At 71.5% G+C, this 14,461-nt stretch carries 12 protein-coding genes; 4 read left to right on the plus strand and 8 right to left on the minus strand.

What is annotated here, in order from left to right; genetic code table 11:
• The first annotated feature begins 78 nt into the window (after window positions 1-78).
• Entirely contained in the window at window positions 79-1,059 is a 981-nt protein-coding gene (locus tag AB0B72_RS16675; RefSeq protein ID WP_367739646.1) for a LysR family transcriptional regulator, read from the plus strand.
• Here the strand turns inward: AB0B72_RS16675 and AB0B72_RS16680 are convergent.
• The gene (locus AB0B72_RS16680; RefSeq protein WP_367739647.1) at window positions 1,046-1,564 is read right to left on the minus strand and encodes a hypothetical protein; all 519 of its coding nucleotides are present in this window, start codon (window positions 1,562-1,564) and stop codon (window positions 1,046-1,048) included. The two genes, AB0B72_RS16675 and AB0B72_RS16680, sit on opposite strands and share 14 nt — an antisense overlap.
• 357 nt (window positions 1,565-1,921) lie before the next feature.
• On the opposite strand from AB0B72_RS16680, the gene AB0B72_RS16685 reads away from it, so the two are divergent.
• Window positions 1,922-2,539 (plus strand): hypothetical protein, encoded by a 618-nt coding sequence (locus AB0B72_RS16685; RefSeq protein WP_367739648.1) that lies wholly within the window; start codon window positions 1,922-1,924, stop codon window positions 2,537-2,539.
• 207 nt (window positions 2,540-2,746) lie between these two features.
• Here the strand turns inward: AB0B72_RS16685 and AB0B72_RS16690 are convergent, their stop codons facing one another.
• The 3 genes from AB0B72_RS16690 to AB0B72_RS16700 form a co-directional block, all read right to left on the minus strand.
• Window positions 2,747-4,162, minus strand: coding sequence for an alkaline phosphatase PhoX (locus tag AB0B72_RS16690; RefSeq protein ID WP_367739649.1), 1,416 nt, complete (start codon window positions 4,160-4,162; stop codon window positions 2,747-2,749).
• A 163-nt stretch (window positions 4,163-4,325) separates the two neighbouring features.
• Window positions 4,326-5,315, minus strand: coding sequence for a metal ABC transporter substrate-binding protein (locus tag AB0B72_RS16695; protein ID WP_367739650.1), 990 nt, complete (start codon window positions 5,313-5,315; stop codon window positions 4,326-4,328).
• Between the two features lie 125 nt (window positions 5,316-5,440).
• A complete protein-coding gene (locus AB0B72_RS16700) occupies window positions 5,441-6,694 on the minus strand; it encodes a D-arabinono-1,4-lactone oxidase (RefSeq protein WP_367739651.1) in 1,254 nt (417 codons plus the stop codon).
• Between the two features lie 110 nt (window positions 6,695-6,804).
• On the opposite strand from AB0B72_RS16700, the gene AB0B72_RS16705 reads away from it, so the two are divergent.
• Window positions 6,805-7,563 (plus strand): VOC family protein, encoded by a 759-nt coding sequence (locus tag AB0B72_RS16705; RefSeq protein WP_367739652.1) that lies wholly within the window; start codon window positions 6,805-6,807, stop codon window positions 7,561-7,563.
• Window positions 7,564-7,602: 39 nt separating this feature from the next.
• On the opposite strand, the gene AB0B72_RS16710 is transcribed toward AB0B72_RS16705, so the two are convergent.
• Window positions 7,603-9,024, minus strand: coding sequence for an amidase (locus tag AB0B72_RS16710; RefSeq protein ID WP_367739653.1), 1,422 nt, complete (start codon window positions 9,022-9,024; stop codon window positions 7,603-7,605).
• A gap of 114 nt (window positions 9,025-9,138) precedes the next feature.
• On the opposite strand from AB0B72_RS16710, the gene AB0B72_RS16715 reads away from it, so the two are divergent.
• Entirely contained in the window at window positions 9,139-12,174 is a 3,036-nt protein-coding gene (locus tag AB0B72_RS16715) for an AAA family ATPase (protein ID WP_367739654.1), read from the plus strand.
• Window positions 12,175-12,203: 29 nt separating this feature from the next.
• Here AB0B72_RS16715 and AB0B72_RS16720 read toward each other — a convergent pair whose 3' ends face one another.
• From AB0B72_RS16720 to AB0B72_RS16730, 3 genes are all read right to left on the minus strand, one after another.
• Window positions 12,204-12,992 carry a putative hydro-lyase gene (locus AB0B72_RS16720; RefSeq protein ID WP_367739655.1) on the minus strand — a complete coding sequence of 263 codons (789 nt, stop codon included), beginning with the start codon at window positions 12,990-12,992 and terminating at the stop codon, window positions 12,204-12,206.
• Window positions 12,993-13,097: 105 nt separating this feature from the next.
• Window positions 13,098-14,027, minus strand: coding sequence for a sensor histidine kinase (locus AB0B72_RS16725; RefSeq protein WP_367739656.1), 930 nt, complete (start codon window positions 14,025-14,027; stop codon window positions 13,098-13,100).
• 90 nt (window positions 14,028-14,117) lie between these two features.
• Window positions 14,118-14,414: a hypothetical protein gene (locus AB0B72_RS16730; RefSeq protein WP_367739658.1), complete on the minus strand. Its 297-nt coding sequence runs from the start codon at window positions 14,412-14,414 to the stop codon at window positions 14,118-14,120.
• Window positions 14,415-14,461: the final 47 nt, after the last annotated feature.

The raw sequence follows: 14,461 nt of genomic DNA on the forward strand, positions 1-14,461 counted from the left end.
TCGCGTGCCGTCCTTGATACGGGAGGATGGATGAATGAGGCAAACAAGTGCAGCTCATCTTGAGGATGAGGTGCTCTCATGAACCTGGCTCAGCTCCGCGCCCTGCGGGCCGTCCACGAGGCCGGCAGCGTCACCGGCGCCGCCGAACTGCTCGGTGTCACGCAGTCCGCGGTGAGCCACGCACTCACTTCCCTGGAGAAGGAGGTCGGCCTCCGGCTCGTCATCCGCGAACGGACCGGTTGCTGGGTGACCGAGACCGGTCAGCGCCTGATGCCGCACGTCACCGAGGCCCTGCGGCACATCGACCGGCTCACCGAGGAGGCCACGGCCGCCGCCGGGCTGGTCACCGGGCGGCTGCGGCTCGGCGCCTTCCCGAGCGCCTGCCGCCTTCTGCCGTCGATGATCCGCGCGTTCCGCAGGCTCCACCCCGCCGTCGAGGTCGTCCTCTTCGAGGGCACCGACCAGGAGGTCGACGAGTGGATCGACCGCCGGGTCGTCGAGCTGGGAGTGGTGACCGGTCCGCGTACGGATCTCCACACCGTCCCCCTGGCGGACGACGAGCTGCTGGCGGTGTTGCCTGTCGGGCACCCGCTGGCCGGTGAGCCGGACGTATCGCTGACCGAGCTGGCCGACGACTCGTTCCTGCTGTCCAGCGGCGGCTGTGAGCCGCTCATCCGGAGCCTGTACCGGCAGCGGGGGCTTCCCCTGGAGCCCGCGCACAAGATCCGCGACATGACGACGTTGCTTGCCATGGTCCGTGAGGACCTGGGCGTCAGCCTGGTCCCGTCGCTCGCGCTCGGTGACGAGGAGGGCGGCGTCGCGACGCTGCCGCTCCGCCCGCGCGCCCCCAGGAGCCTGCTGCTCGCCGCCAGGTCGGCCGCCGATCTGAGCCCGGCGGGGAAGGCGTTCCTGGAATCCGTGCCCCGGGACGCCGCCACGGCCGGCGTGGGAACCGGCCCGCTCGGCGAGGGGCTCGCACCGGCTCACCTCCGGACGAGGAAACGCCGGCCCGATGTGCGTCCTCAGCCGGCGGCCCCGAGGCGATCTAGTCCCGCCTGAACCTCAGGACGGCGCGGGACGAATCGCTGCTCACAAGCACCAGCCGGAGCCCGTCCACCCGGACCGGCATGTCCGGGGTCAGCGACATCTCCGCTTCGTCATGGCAGCGGCCGTTGACGCAGGACCCTGAGACGCTGACGTTTCCTCCTCCCTGGACGTGCAGGCCCCCCGTGTGGCCTTCGAGAGCAAGCCTGATGTAGCCGTCCCCGAGCGAGACGACGGTGACGGAGTCGACCCCGAACTTGGGGTCGACCTTCAGCCGATCATCCCGGCGCACCTCCACTTCGCAGTCGCCGTCCCTGCACGCCGCGAGATCGGTGGAATGGGGGGTCGCGGAAGGGCTGGACCGCTCCCCGACCGCGATCGGCGTCGCCGTCGCGGCGCTCGTGGCTCCGGCGCTTGCTCCGGCGCTTGCTCCGGCGGCCGCCGTTTCGGCCGTCGCCACCGGAGTGGCCGGTCCCACCGGCGTCCCCGGCGACCCGCACCCGGAGACGAGTGCGGTCATCGTGACGGCGATGAAGCCGGCCAGGCCGGCTTTTCGGCAAACGGCATTTTTCCGGAGATCATCGGCGGATATCCGCGGTTGAATCGCCATCCGACGTACAACCCTCTTCCACATCTGTCGCGCGAACAGTTCACCCGGGCGAACCCCGGCATCGGCGGTTTCTTCCCCTCCGACCTGCGAATCAACCAGAGAGCACCGAACGCGACACGAAGGTTAGGGACATGTCCCATAAATTCGTCCAGGTGGCCCTGCCGATGATCGGGGGCAGGCAGCCGGTGGCTCCCAAAGGGCAACGATCGAGCCTCGGTAAGATCACGACCGTTGTTTTGAAGGCTTTTTGCCTTCTAGCTTGGGATTATGAGGGGCTGGCTGAAGGCCGCGATGGTCGGCGTGGTCGTAATGGGTGCCACGGCATGCTCCCCTCCGCTCAGGGGAGTGAGTGGGCTCAGCGTTGATGCGGACGGCCATCCTATTATCGTCATGGCGTGGTGCGACGGCGCGGCACCTGACGCGATTTACGTCTACCACGATGAAATTGCCCCCCTCTCCGGCACACCGAATTCCGCCACCTCGGGTGACCCTTCGGCGACCCCGAGCGTGGACCCACCCACCCGTTCAGTCGATGATGCTAAATTCACCGCTCCGGATTTACAGGGCCAGAACGCGTCGGTCCGTCTCGACGCCCCCGCCGACGGATGGACAGTAGAGCCGCAACCGCTCGTCCTGAAACCTGGCGTCACCTACATCGCGCTCGCAAGCCATGGGCGTGGAGCCGACATTGTGAACCTGCTCCAGGTCGGTTTCACCGCAGTGCAGGCGGCGCATCTCACACCGGGTCAGGTGCTTTTCCAAGGATGGGGCGAGCCACCATCGGAAGGTCCGATGGCCAGTGCGGCTTGGTTGGACCCTCTATCAGACAAGGTGATCAGCCGGGAGGAATTCAACCGGAAGATCCAGGAATCACGCTATTGCTGACCGGCAACCGCTGCCGGTCATGTCTCAAAATCAGACAGCGACGGAGCCCGTAAGTGGTGCCGCTGTCCAGGCGTTAGATGCGGGCTGCTCTGAAGCCGCGAATGCCAGACAAGAAAAGCAACAGCGACCGCGGACAGGAATGAGACGGCGCCGCCCCGCTCCCTTTCCGGAGCGGGACGGCGCCGCGACAAACGATCAAGCGTCAGGTCAGTGGTGACCGTTGTGCTTCTGGGTCCAGGGGCCGGTGATGGCGAAGACGTAACCGGGGGTCTGGATGTTGGCGAACAGGATCTGGCCGTCCTGGCTGAACGTCGGGCCGGTGAACTCGCTGTCGTTGAGCTCGTTGCGCGCCATCGGGTAGGGCTTGCCCTTGTCGGTGACGCCGACGAGGTGCGACACGCCCTCGCCGTCCTCGGCCAGGATGACCCCGCCGTACGGCGAGACGGTGATGTTGTCCGGCCCGTCGTAGTTGGTGTCCTGCTCGGGGTCGGGGTTCACACCGAAGATGGTCTTGAGGGTGATCGTCTCCGACTCGGGGTCGTAGAACCACACCTGGCCGTCGTGCTCGTTCACGCTTCCGTCGGTGTGCCGTGCGTAGCTGGCGACGAAGTAGGCGCCGCCGTCGGCCCACCAGGCGCCTTCGAGCTTGCGGCTGCGGGTGATCTGGTCGTTGGTGAACTGGTTGCGGACGGAGACGGTCTTGGCGTCCCGGTCCGGCACGTCGACCCACTCGACCTTGTACTTGGTGCCCGGCTGGGTGGCCTCGGACAGGTCGGCGATGTGCTTGCTGCCCTTGCGGGCCTTCAGCGCCTGCAGGGTGCCCGCGGTGTCGCCTCCGGCGCCGAGCGCCAGCGCTCGCAGCGCGCCCTTGCCACCCCGGAAGTGCTTCGGCGGGGTCCAGCGGTAGTAGAGCCCGTTCGGGGTGCTCGCGTCCTCGGTCAGGTAGATCTCCGAGTTGCGCGGGTTCACGGCGACGGCCTCGTGGGAGTAGCGGCCGAGGAACTTCAGCGGGACCGGGTTCTGGTTGGCGGCGCGGTCGAAGGGGTCGACCTCGAAGACGTACCCGTGGTCCTTCTGGAACGCGCCTCCGGCGCGCTGCTCGGTCTCCTCGCAGGTGAGCCAGGTGCCCCAGGGGGTGATGCCACCGGCGCAGTTGTTGTGCGTGCCGGCCACGCTCACGTACTCGCGGACCCGGTTGCCGTGCTTGTCGACCTCGATGTTGGTCGTGCCGCCGTGGGCACCCGGGTCGTAGGTCAGGCCGGGCAGGGCCGGCACGCCGTACGGCTCGCCGCCGCCGATCTCGTGGTTGTTGACCAGGACGAAGCCCTTGGGGCCGCGGAAGCAGCCGGTGCCGTCGGCGTCGCTCGGGGTCGGCTCACCGGACTCCAGCACCGTCTTCCCCGCCTGGGCCACGATCTTGTAGGAGAAACCGGCCGGGAGGGCGAGCAGCCCGGCGGGGTCGGCGACGACCGGGCCGTAGCCGGCCGTCTTGCCGCGACCGGCCTGGGCCGCCTGCGCGGCGGCGGGGCCGGCGATCGCCTCGATGCTGCCGACGATGGCGATGCCGAGACCACCCACGGCCCCGGATCGGATGAGGTCACGGCGAGAGAGGGAGGAGGTCACAGATCGTACCTTTCGTGCATACGGTAGGTATGAGATCCAAACTTCCGGGTCTTAACGCCTCCTTCCTTGATCCGTACGACTCGGTGAACACGCGGCAACGATGGCACGATCGCCGCGCCCGCGGGCCGCTCATGACACATCCGGCCCGGCCGCCGGGCCGCCCTCACTCCCCCTGAAGCGCGGTGACGATGGTGTCGGTGTTGTGCTCCTCCATCTGGAGGTAGGTCGCGCCGGCCGAGCCCTTGGGGCCGAGTGTGTCGCCGTACAGGGAGTCCTCGCCCGCCTCGACCTTCACGCCGGCCTCGCGGCCGATGGCCTCGGCCGTCTTCGGCGGCAGGGACGACTCGGAGAAGATCGCCGTCACGCCGGTCGCCTTGATCTTGGCCACCAGTTCGGAGATCTGCCGGCCCGACAGCTCGGCGGAGGTGTCGAAGCTCGGGATGATCGATCCGACGAACGTCAGGTGGTAGCGGTCGACGTAGTAGCCGAACGCGTCATGGTTGGTGACCAGCTTGCGCCGCTCCGCGGGGAGCGCGCCGATCTTCCGTGCGATGTCCGCGTCCAGCGCGTCCAGCTTCGTGCCGTACGCCGCGAGGTTCGCCGCGAAGTACGACGCGTCCGCGGGATCGGCCGCCGCGTACGCCTTCTCGATGCCGGTCGACATGATCTTGGCGTTCAGCGGGTTGTGCCAGATGTGGGGATCACCGGCCGCCTCCTCCTTCGAGCCGTCGCCCTTCCGGACGGAGACGCCCCGGCTCGTGTCCACGACGGTTCCGGAGAAGCCCGATGACGAGATCACCGCGTCCAGCCACCTCTCCAGGCCCACGCCGTTCTTGACCACGACGTCGGCGTCCGCGACCGCCTGGATGTCGGCGGGCGACGGCTCGTAGTCGTGCGGGTCGATGTTGGGCTTGAGGATCTGGGTGACCTTCGCCCTGTCACCGCCGATCTGGCGGGCGAAGTCGGCGACCTGGGTCGTGGTGGCCACGACCGTGAGCGTCTTCGCCGCCGCGCCGGCCGTGGACGCGGAGGCCGCGCCGTCGGCGGGCGATCCGCACGCGGCGGTCAGCAGGGCGATCAGCAGGGCCATGAGCAGGGCGATCGGCGCGGAGCCGGCGAGAACGGCGCCGCGCCGGGCCGGGGTTGCGGGCATGGGGGTTTCCTCCGGATGTGTCTGGCAGGGCGTCGCCTGGCATCCTCATCCGAATGAAAATGATTGTCAATTTCATCGCCATGTCGTACGGTATGGCCATGTCGCACGGTGGGGCGATGAGAGGGTCAGCCTCCGAAGACGTACCGGTCGAGGAAGTCGTTGGAGAACTTGCCCGCGGGGTCGTAGTCGCGCGCCAGCTTCCGGAAGTCGCCCATCCGCTCGTAGCGAGAGCTCAGCACCTCCGGCGCGACGGTGAACAGCTTCCCCCAGTGAGGGCGGGCGTCGAACGGCGCCAGGCACTCCTCGATCAGGGCCAGCACCGGCAGCACCGCCGCCGTGTCCTTGATCCACGTGAAGTGGACGGCCACCGTGTCACGGCCGTAAGAGGGGCTCAGCCACAGGCCGTCCGCGGCGACCGTGCGGACCTCGGAGATCTGGAGGACCGGGGCGATGCGGTCCCGGACGCCGTCCAGGGCACGCAGCGCGTCGACCGCGTGCCGCCTCGGCAGCAGGTACTCCGCCTGGAGCTCCTCCCCGCTGCTCGGCGTGAAGTCGGGGCGGAAATGCGGAAGCCGTTCGAACCAGGGGCCCGGGACGCCCATCTGCTCGGTGCAGTTGACGGTGGGCATCCCGGGCACCGGATGCCGGGGGCCGTCGGCGGGCACGGCTCCGAAAAGGCTCGGGACGGAGGCTGCCGGGGCCTGGTCCGTGCGCTCCTTCACCCAGACCTGCCCGATCCGGGAGGTCCGCCAGTCGGTGAACAGGCTGACGCTGTAGGCGGCGGAGGTGAGCTCGGCGTAGTGGTCCTCCAGGGCCTCGAAGGGAAGCCCTTCGTACACGCGCTGCCGCACCTCGAAAGCGGGCACCAGGTCGAGCGTGAGGGTGACGACGACGCCCAGGGCTCCCAGTGCCACGACGGCCCCGTCGAACCGGTCGCCGTCCGCGTCGCGGCTCAGCTCGACGAGATCGCCGTCCGCGGTGACCATCTCGATCGCGGAGACGGCCGTGGCGAGGTTCCCGGCGGTGTCTCCCGAGCCGTGGGTGCCCGTGGCGCAGGAGCCGGCGACGGAGATGTGGGGCAGGGACGCGAGGTTGGCCAGCGCGTAGCCCTCTGCGTGCAGGCGGCGGCCGAGCTCGGCGTACCGCACACTGGCACCGACCTTGACGGTGCCGGACGCGCCGTCGATCTCCACGCCGGACGGCAGGCCGTCGAGCGAGATGAGCGAGCCCGGCGAGTCGGCGATGTCGTTGAACGAGTGGCCGCTGCCCAGCGGGCGGATCTTGGGGCTTCGCCCCACCAGGCTCCGTACCTGCTCCAGAGAGGTCGGCCGTTCGACGCGCTCCGCGCCGAACGTGATGTTGCCCGCCCAATTTGTCACGTTATTAGTCAATTGTGTGACTTTCTCTAGCCTCGCCGCATACCTGAGGGATCGTCTCACTCGCGGGAAAGGTGGGGAAAGCCGGGTCGCTTCCAGTAACGTGCTGCCCCATGGTGCGCTGGATCTGGGCGTTCATCGACCGTCCCCTGCATCGGTTCGAGGAGAGCGCCGCCTTCTGGACCGCGGTGACCGGTACGCGGGCGTCGGCCCGCCACGGCGACCACGAGGAGTTCTCGACGCTGGTCCCCGAGGCCGGCGACGCGTACGTGGAGCTGCAAGGGGTGTTCGATGAGGGCGGGGCCCACATCGACCTGGAGGTCGAGGACGTCCCCGCCGCCGTGGCGCGGGCCGCCGGGCTCGGCGCCACCGCGATCGCCGACCACGAGAGCTGGGTCGTCATGCGCTCGCCGGAGGGCCGGCCGTTCTGCCTGCTCCCCTGGTCCGGAGGGTCGCGACGGCCCCCCGTGACGGACGGCAGCCGGCTGGACCAGGTCTGCCTCGACATCTCCCCGTCGGCGTACGACGAGGAGGTCGCCTTCTGGGAGGCGCTGACCGGATGGCCGCTGCACCAGGGGGCCCTGCCCGAGTACATGGTGCTCCGGGCCCCCGGCATGCCGATCCGGATCCTGCTCCAGCGGCTCGGACGCGACCAGGCCCCCACTCAGGCCCCCACTCAGGCCCCCACTCAGGCCCCCACCGCCCACATCGACATCGCCTGCGCCGACGCGGAGGCCACGCGCGCCCGGCACGAGAGGCTGGGGGCGGCGGTCGCCCGGCGCGAATCCCGCTGGATCGTCATGCGTGATCCGGCCGGCGGCGTCTACTGCCTGACCGACCGGGACCCCGAGACGGGCTCGCTGCCCACCTGACCCCGCCTTCCCCCTCCTGGCGCGTGCGGGCGTGATGATTCAGCCTGAGTGCGCGACGGAGATCCCGGGGAGTCTGCCCCTCCACGGCATCGCCTCCTCCAGCCGGGCCGCGATCCGCAGCAGCAGGTCCTCCCGGCCGTAGGGGGCCACGAACTGCACCCCGATCGGAAGCCCACCCTCGCTCCAGCCCAGCGGAAGGCTGATCGCCGGATGGCCGGACACGTTGAAAACCATCGTGAACGGCCCGAAGTCGAAGATCCTCCGTAGCCGCTCGGTCAGCGTGAGCCCGTCCTCGCCGTACCGGACCGTGCCGTGCGGGGCGGGCAGGCGCGCCAGGACCGGCGTGACGAGCAGGTCGTGGTCGGTGAAGAACGCGCTCACCGACCGGGTGACCTGGTTCTGCGCATGGAAGCCGACGATCAGGTCGAGCGCGCTCGTCTCCCGCGCGACCTGGAGCAGTCGCCGCGTCTGGCCTTCCAGCTTCGCCGGATCGGGCTCCCCGGGAGCCAGCAGCATCGTCGAGGCGATCGCGACGGCCTGCGTCTCCATGGCCCTCATCGCGGCCTCCCAGTCCACCACCGGGCTGCCGCACGTGACACGGTGCCCCATCTCCTCCAGCACCGCTCCCACGGCCACCGCCGCCGCGGCCACCTCCGGGTCCACCGCCGCTCCCGACCACGCCTCGGTGGTCACCGCCACCCGGAGCACGCCGGGGCCCGCCGAGACCTCCGCCGAGTACGGCCGGCGCGGCGGCGGCGCCGTGTACTTGTCGCCCACCCCTGGCCCGTGCACAGCGTCGAGCAGACGTGCCACGTCCCTGACGGTCCGGGTCAGCGCGAACTCGTAGGCCATGCCGAACATCGGCTCGCCCATGTCGGGGCCGCTCGTCACGCGTCCCCTGCTCGGCTTGAGCCCGACCAGGCCGCAGCAGGAGGCGGGGACGCGGATCGAGCCGGCGCCGTCGCTCGCGTGGGCGAGCGGCACGGCGCCCGCCGCGACCAGCGCGGCCGCGCCGCCGCTCGACCCGCCGGCCCCGAGCTCCGGATCCCAGGGGTTGCGGGTGACGCCGTACCTGGCGGACTCGGTGGCGAAGTCCATGACCATCTCCGGCACGGTGGTCACGCCCAGCGTGGCGAGCCCGGCGGCCCTGAATCTCCGCATCAGATCGGTGTCGTGGTGGGCCACCACACCGTGGAGCGCGTTGCTGCCGATGGTGAAGGGGACGCCTTCGGCCACCGGGCCGTGATCCTTGATGAGGAAGGGCACGTCGCCGAAGGGGCCGTCGCCGGAGTGGTCCAGCGCGCGCTCGAACACCGGCATGGTCAGCCCGTTGAGCCTGGCGTCGGCCCATTCCAGCGCGCGTCTCGCGGCCGACTCGACCTCGGCCGCTGTGACCTCGCCCCTGCGGATCAGGTCGCGCAGCCCCGTGGCGTCCTGACGCGCGTACTCGTACGGTTCCATGGCTTCTCCCTGTTCTTTACGGCTTTCAGCGTGGGCGTGGGGAACGGCGACCACATCAGCGGTGGCACTGAGATCCACCTCTGAACCGTGGGCCGGCGCTGCCAGACTGGAGGGATGGCCGGCACAGTGGACGCCTTCGTCGGGCGGGAAGGCGAGACGGCGATCCTGCGTGAGGGCATCGCCGGCGCCCGTGACGGACGGGGTGGGGTCGTCCTGGTATCGGGGCCCGCGGGGATCGGCAAGTCACGGCTGGTGGAAGAGGCGGTCGCCCGCGAGGCGGCGGTGGCATGGGGCCACTGCGTCGCCGAGGACGGCGCGCCGCCGCTGTGGCCCTGGCTCCGGGTCATGGAGCAGGTCTGCTCGCGGCCCCATGTCCTCCTCCACGACCTCGAGATCGGCGCCTTCACGGGATTCGGCGACCGCCCCCACCCGGCCGCCGCCGATCAGGAGAGCGTGGAACCGGCTGCCGCCACCCTGGCCGCCGCCGCTCCGACGGCCATGGAGCCGGTGCGCGGGCAACCGGCCGACGTTGATCCGGCCGCGTCGGCGTCGGTGCGTTTCCGGAGGCTCGCCGCGCTGACCGGCGTCCTGCTCGGTGCCGCCGAGGACGCCAAGGGTCTCGTCGTAGTGATCGAGGACCTTCACGACGCCGACGAGGCGTCCCTGGCGATGCTCCGGCACGTCGCCCTTGAGGCGGCCGGCTCGCGGCTGCTCGTGGTGGCGACGCACAGGAGCGGCGGCGGGCGCGCATCCGGCTTTCTCGCGACCGTGGCCGACGTCTCGCGCTGCCGTGCCGTAAGGACCGTCAGCCTGCCGCCGCTCACCCGCGAAGAGGTCGCGCGGCTCCTTTCCAGCCTGCCGGGCGGAGCAGCGGCGGCCGGCCAGGTGCACCGGCGCACCGGCGGCCTGCCGCTGCTGGTCGCGGCGATGGCCCGCGCGATCGGCACAACAGAGCACCCGACCACGACAGAGCACCTCAGCACAGCGCAGCACGGCGACGGGGCCGGGGACGGTGGCCCGTCGCCGCCCCCCGCCGATCTGTCCTTTCTGGTGCTGGGCATGCTGAAGGGACTCGATCCGGCCGTACGCCGCACGGCCGGCCTGGCCGCCGTGCTCGGCGACGACCTCGATGTCGAGCTGCTCGCCGACGTCGCCGGCCTGACAGCGGCCACGGTGGCCGGTCACCTGGACGCGCTCACGGGCGCCGGGCTGCTTGCCCCGGCCGGCGGAGACCCGGGACGTCAACGGTTCGCCCACTCCCTCGTACGGGAGGGCATCGTCGCGTGGACCTCCACCGGTGTGGCGGGGGCGGCGCACCGGCGGGCGGCCGTCTCGCTGGAGCGGCGGGCCGGATCCGGCCCCGCCCAGGCGGCGCGCGTCGCGGCCCACTGGCGGCAGGCGGGGCACGACGCGGAGGCGCTGCGCGCGTTCGTGCGATGGGCTCGGGCCGCCGCCGCACACGCCCGGTGGACGCCCGCCCCGGAGGAGGCGGCCCGCCTGCTCGGCCAGGCCCTGGAGGCGCAGGACCGCCTTGGAGCGGGGCCGGACGACCGGGCCGGGCTGCTAATCGAGCTGGCGACCGCCGAGGTGCTCGCGGGACAGGCGCGGCGGGCGGCGGCGCACTGCCGGGAGGCGGCGGAGGAGGCGCAGGCCGCCGGCCGCCTCGACCTGCTCGCCGCCGCGGCGCTCACCGTCGGGGGCGCGGGCGATCCCGACGTGCTCACGACGATGTCGGCACTGTGCGACCGGGCGCTCGCGGCCCTCGAAGGAGGGCCGGACGCCGAGGGAGGCCGCGCCCGGCCCGCCGGCGTGGACACCACGACGACCCGCGCCAGGCTGACCGCCAGGAAGGCCTTCCTGGACGTGGAGGGCGACCGCGCGGCCGACCCCGGCGGCGTCTCGGCGCGGGCCCTGCGGCTGGCCGAGGAGTCCGGGGACCCCCAGGCCCTCCTCGACGCCGTGCAGGCGAGGGCCGGGGCCCTGGACGCCCCCGACTCCGTGGCCGAACGACGGCGGATGGGCGATCTCGCCATCCGCACCGGGCTGCGCACGGGCCGGCCGATGGCCGTCGTCCGGGGCCACCTGTGGCACATCGACGGCGCCTACCAGCTCGCCGACCTGGGCGAGGCGGACGAGGCGATCGCCGGGATCGGCGAGCTGGCCGGCACGACGCGGCTGCCGTCCGTCCGCTGGCACCACCTGCGTGCGGCGGCGGCGCGGGCGGCGCTCACCGGAAGCCTGGAACAGGCGCGGGAGCTGTCAGCGGACGCCGGGGAGATCGCGCGGCTGATGGAGGACCGGCTGGCGGCCTCGGCGACGGAGATCTTCACGGGGCTGCTCGCCCTCATGCGAGGAGATCCGCACGAGCTCCCCCGCGACCATCGGGAACTTCTCGCGGCGCTGCCTCGCATGCCGGTCATCGAGGCGGCCCGCTGCGCGTTCCTGCACCTGGAGGGTGATCGTGAAGAGGCCCTCGCGCGCTACGAGCACCTGCGGCTGATGTTGCGCGAGCCGCCCCGGGGGTTGCGTGCCTTCGGGCTCCTGCAGTACCTCACCGAGCTGGCCGAGGCGTTCGGCGACGCGGAGGCCGCCGGCTGGGCGTACGCGCTGTGGGCGCCCTGGACGGCGGCCGGCGGCCTGCCCGGAAGCGCCCACAGCATGTGCGGGGGCGCGGCGGCCAGGGGCGCGGGGCGGATGGCGGCCGTCATGGGACGGCTCGACGAGGCCGCAGGCGCGCTGCGCTTCGCCGCGGAGGTCAACCTGCGTCTCGACGCCAGACCGTGGCTGGTCCACACGTGGATCGATCTGGCGGAGGTGCTGGTGCGCCGTGCCGCGGCCGGCGATCTCGCCGAGTCGGAGGCGCTGGCCCGCCGCGCCACGGTCGAGGCCCGGCGGCTCGGCCTGCCGGGTCCGCTCGCGCGGGCCGGCGGGGTGGCCGCGTCGCTGGAGGCGCGCCGGCGCGACCCGCTCACCGCGAGGGAACGTGAGGTGGCCGGGCTCGTGGCACAGGCGATGACCAACCGGCAGATAGCCGACCGGCTGGTTCTCAGCGAGCGCACCGTCGAGAGCCACGTGCGCAACATCCTCGCCAAGCTGGGCTGCGTCACCCGCACCGAGCTCGTCGCCCGGCTCCTCGGGGGCGCGTCTTAGCCCGTACAGGACTCCGTCCGGCGGACCGCCTACTGAACGGCTCCCAGGTAGGCGGCGTCCCGGGCGTCGGTCACGGCCATGTGGCCGGGCGCGTGGCCGATCGCGAACGGCGGCCGCGCCCGCGCCACCGCGGCCTGCGGCGTCACCCCGCACGCCCAGAAGACGGGCAGCTCCCCCGCGCGCACCTCGACGGGGTCGCCGAAGTCCGGGCGGGACAGGTCGGCGACGCCGAGCGCGGAAGGGTCGCCGACGTGCACGGGGGCGCCGTGGACGGCGGGATAGCGCGCGGTGATCCGGACGGCGTGCGGCACCAGGCCGGCGGGCACCGGGCGCATCGACACCACCATCGGCCCCGACATCCGCCCCGCCGGCCGGCACTCGCGATCGGTCAGGTACATCGGCACGTTGGTCCCGGCCTCGATGTGCCGTACGGGCACGCCCGCCTCCATGAGCGCCGCCTCGAAGGTGAAGCTGCAGCCGATCAGGAAGCAGACGAGGTCGCCGCGCCACCGGGACCGCACGTCCGTGACCTCCGCGACCCGCTCGCCGTCCTCATAGATCCAGTACGCGGGCAGATCGGTGCGCAGATCCCCCGCGAAGAGCGACGCCGAGGTCTCGCCCGGCTCGGTCACGTCGAGCACGGGGCACGGCTTCGGGTTGCGCTGGGCGAACAGGAGGAAGTCGTACGCGTAATCCTTCGGCAGCGCGATCAGATTGGCCTGCGTCCAGCCGGAGCACCAGCCGGAGGTGGGGGTCGCCAGCCCCTCACGGAACAGGGCGCGGGCCTCGTGGGGGGACAGGCCGGCGGGGTCCAGCATCGTCGTGCCCTTTCTGCCGCCATCGACAACGGGTCGATGAACGCCATTCCCCCCGCCGGGCCCCCGCAGCCGTCCCACCGCCGCAGGCGACGGTGCCGAATGCCGTCAGGCCATGGGCACGCGGAACACGAAACGGGCGCCGCCGCAGGGAGAGTCCTCGACGTGGACGGTGCCCGCGTGGGCGGCGGCGATGTCGCGGGTGATGGCCAGGCCCAGGCCGGCGCCCTGGGTGTCGAGCCTTCGGCTCTCCTCCAGGCGGGTGAAACGCTGGAAGATCCGCTGCCGGTCCCGGCAGGGGACGCCCTCCCCGTCGTCGGCCACGGAGAGGCATGCCATGCCGTCGTCCCCCCGCACCTCGACGGCGACGCTCCGGCAGGCGTGCCGCTGCGCGTTGTTCAGCAGGTTGGTGATCACCTGCTGGATCTGGTCGCGAGCGACTTCGACGGTCACCCCGTCCTCCAGGCTCAGCGTCGGCTGGAGCCGGTCGTCCCGCCTGCCGACCTCGTCCCTCACGAGCCGTCCGAGGTCGAGGGCTTCGCGCTGCTCATCCTGGCCCGCCCGCATGCGGGCGAGGACCAGCATCCCGGTGACGATGCCCTCCAGGCGGTCCACACTGCTGATGGCGCGGCCGACGAGCCGCGGCACGTCCGTCTCCCCCGGGTGCAGCCCCGCGTCCTCCAGCTCCAGGCGCAGCCCGGTGAGGGGGGTGCGCAGCTCGTGGGACAGGTCCGAGGCGAACCAGCGCAACCGGTCGCATCGATCGAGTGTCCTGTTGAGGTTCTGCACGAGGCAGGCGATCTGCCCGTCGACGCCGGGCTCGGAGAGCCGTGCGGACCGATCGCCCTCGTTGATCTTGATCAAGCCGGTGTTGATGACGTCCATGACCCTCTGGGTGTGCCGCCGCTCGACCAGGCCGGTGAGCACTCCGAAGCCGAGCGCCAGCAGAGCCGCCGCCCCGGTGAGCAGAATGAGGCGCCCGTGGGGCCCTTGGAGGAGCGGGTCATGGCGTACGCCGTATACAGGGTGGTTTGTCATGGTTTGCCCCTTGCCTTCCCCTGTACACTACGCACCCTTGGACCGTGCCAACGACCTGGGGAGGCGGTGCGGCAAGGCGAGCCCGCGAGATCAGAGATCGACGCCTCTGCCCGCCCTGTACGGCAGGAGCGACGCGATGGCCACGGTCGCGAAGTTGACCAGGACGGTGCGCAGAGCGCTGCTGCCCGACTCGGAGACGTGGAGCGGGATCACCAGACCCTCTCTCATCCACGTCGCCACCTCGTCCTCGGACGGCGCGTCGTCGTGCAGCCGCAGCGTCAGGTCGTGGGACTGGCCCGACATCCGGAGGTGGAGCTCACACGTGGGCTCGCTGTTGACCATGGTGACGCCGTTTCGACGGGATGGCTCACGGCGGAGTTCCGCCATGCTCCGAGCGTACTCGGCACGTGCGGCCCGGGGCGTCGCACGAGGCC

It is taken from the genome of Microbispora sp. NPDC049125 (assembly GCF_040802045.1).
GTDB lineage: Bacteria > Actinomycetota > Actinomycetes > Streptosporangiales > Streptosporangiaceae > Microbispora.

Coding starts and splice junctions, on each gene's coding strand:
- AB0B72_RS16675 (WP_367739646.1), top strand. CDS start 79: ATGAACCTGGCTCAGCTCCGCGCCCTGCGGGCCGTCCACGAGGCCGGC.
- AB0B72_RS16680 (WP_367739647.1), bottom strand. CDS start 1,564: ATGACCGCACTCGTCTCCGGGTGCGGGTCGCCGGGGACGCCGGTGGGA.
- AB0B72_RS16685 (WP_367739648.1), top strand. CDS start 1,922: ATGAGGGGCTGGCTGAAGGCCGCGATGGTCGGCGTGGTCGTAATGGGT.
- AB0B72_RS16695 (WP_367739650.1), bottom strand. CDS start 5,315: ATGCCCGCAACCCCGGCCCGGCGCGGCGCCGTTCTCGCCGGCTCCGCG.
- AB0B72_RS16705 (WP_367739652.1), top strand. CDS start 6,805: ATGGTGCGCTGGATCTGGGCGTTCATCGACCGTCCCCTGCATCGGTTC.
- AB0B72_RS16710 (WP_367739653.1), bottom strand. CDS start 9,024: ATGGAACCGTACGAGTACGCGCGTCAGGACGCCACGGGGCTGCGCGAC.
- AB0B72_RS16715 (WP_367739654.1), top strand. CDS start 9,139: ATGGCCGGCACAGTGGACGCCTTCGTCGGGCGGGAAGGCGAGACGGCG.
- AB0B72_RS16720 (WP_367739655.1), bottom strand. CDS start 12,992: ATGCTGGACCCCGCCGGCCTGTCCCCCCACGAGGCCCGCGCCCTGTTC.
- AB0B72_RS16725 (WP_367739656.1), bottom strand. CDS start 14,027: ATGACAAACCACCCTGTATACGGCGTACGCCATGACCCGCTCCTCCAA.
- AB0B72_RS16730 (WP_367739658.1), bottom strand. CDS start 14,414: ATGGCGGAACTCCGCCGTGAGCCATCCCGTCGAAACGGCGTCACCATG.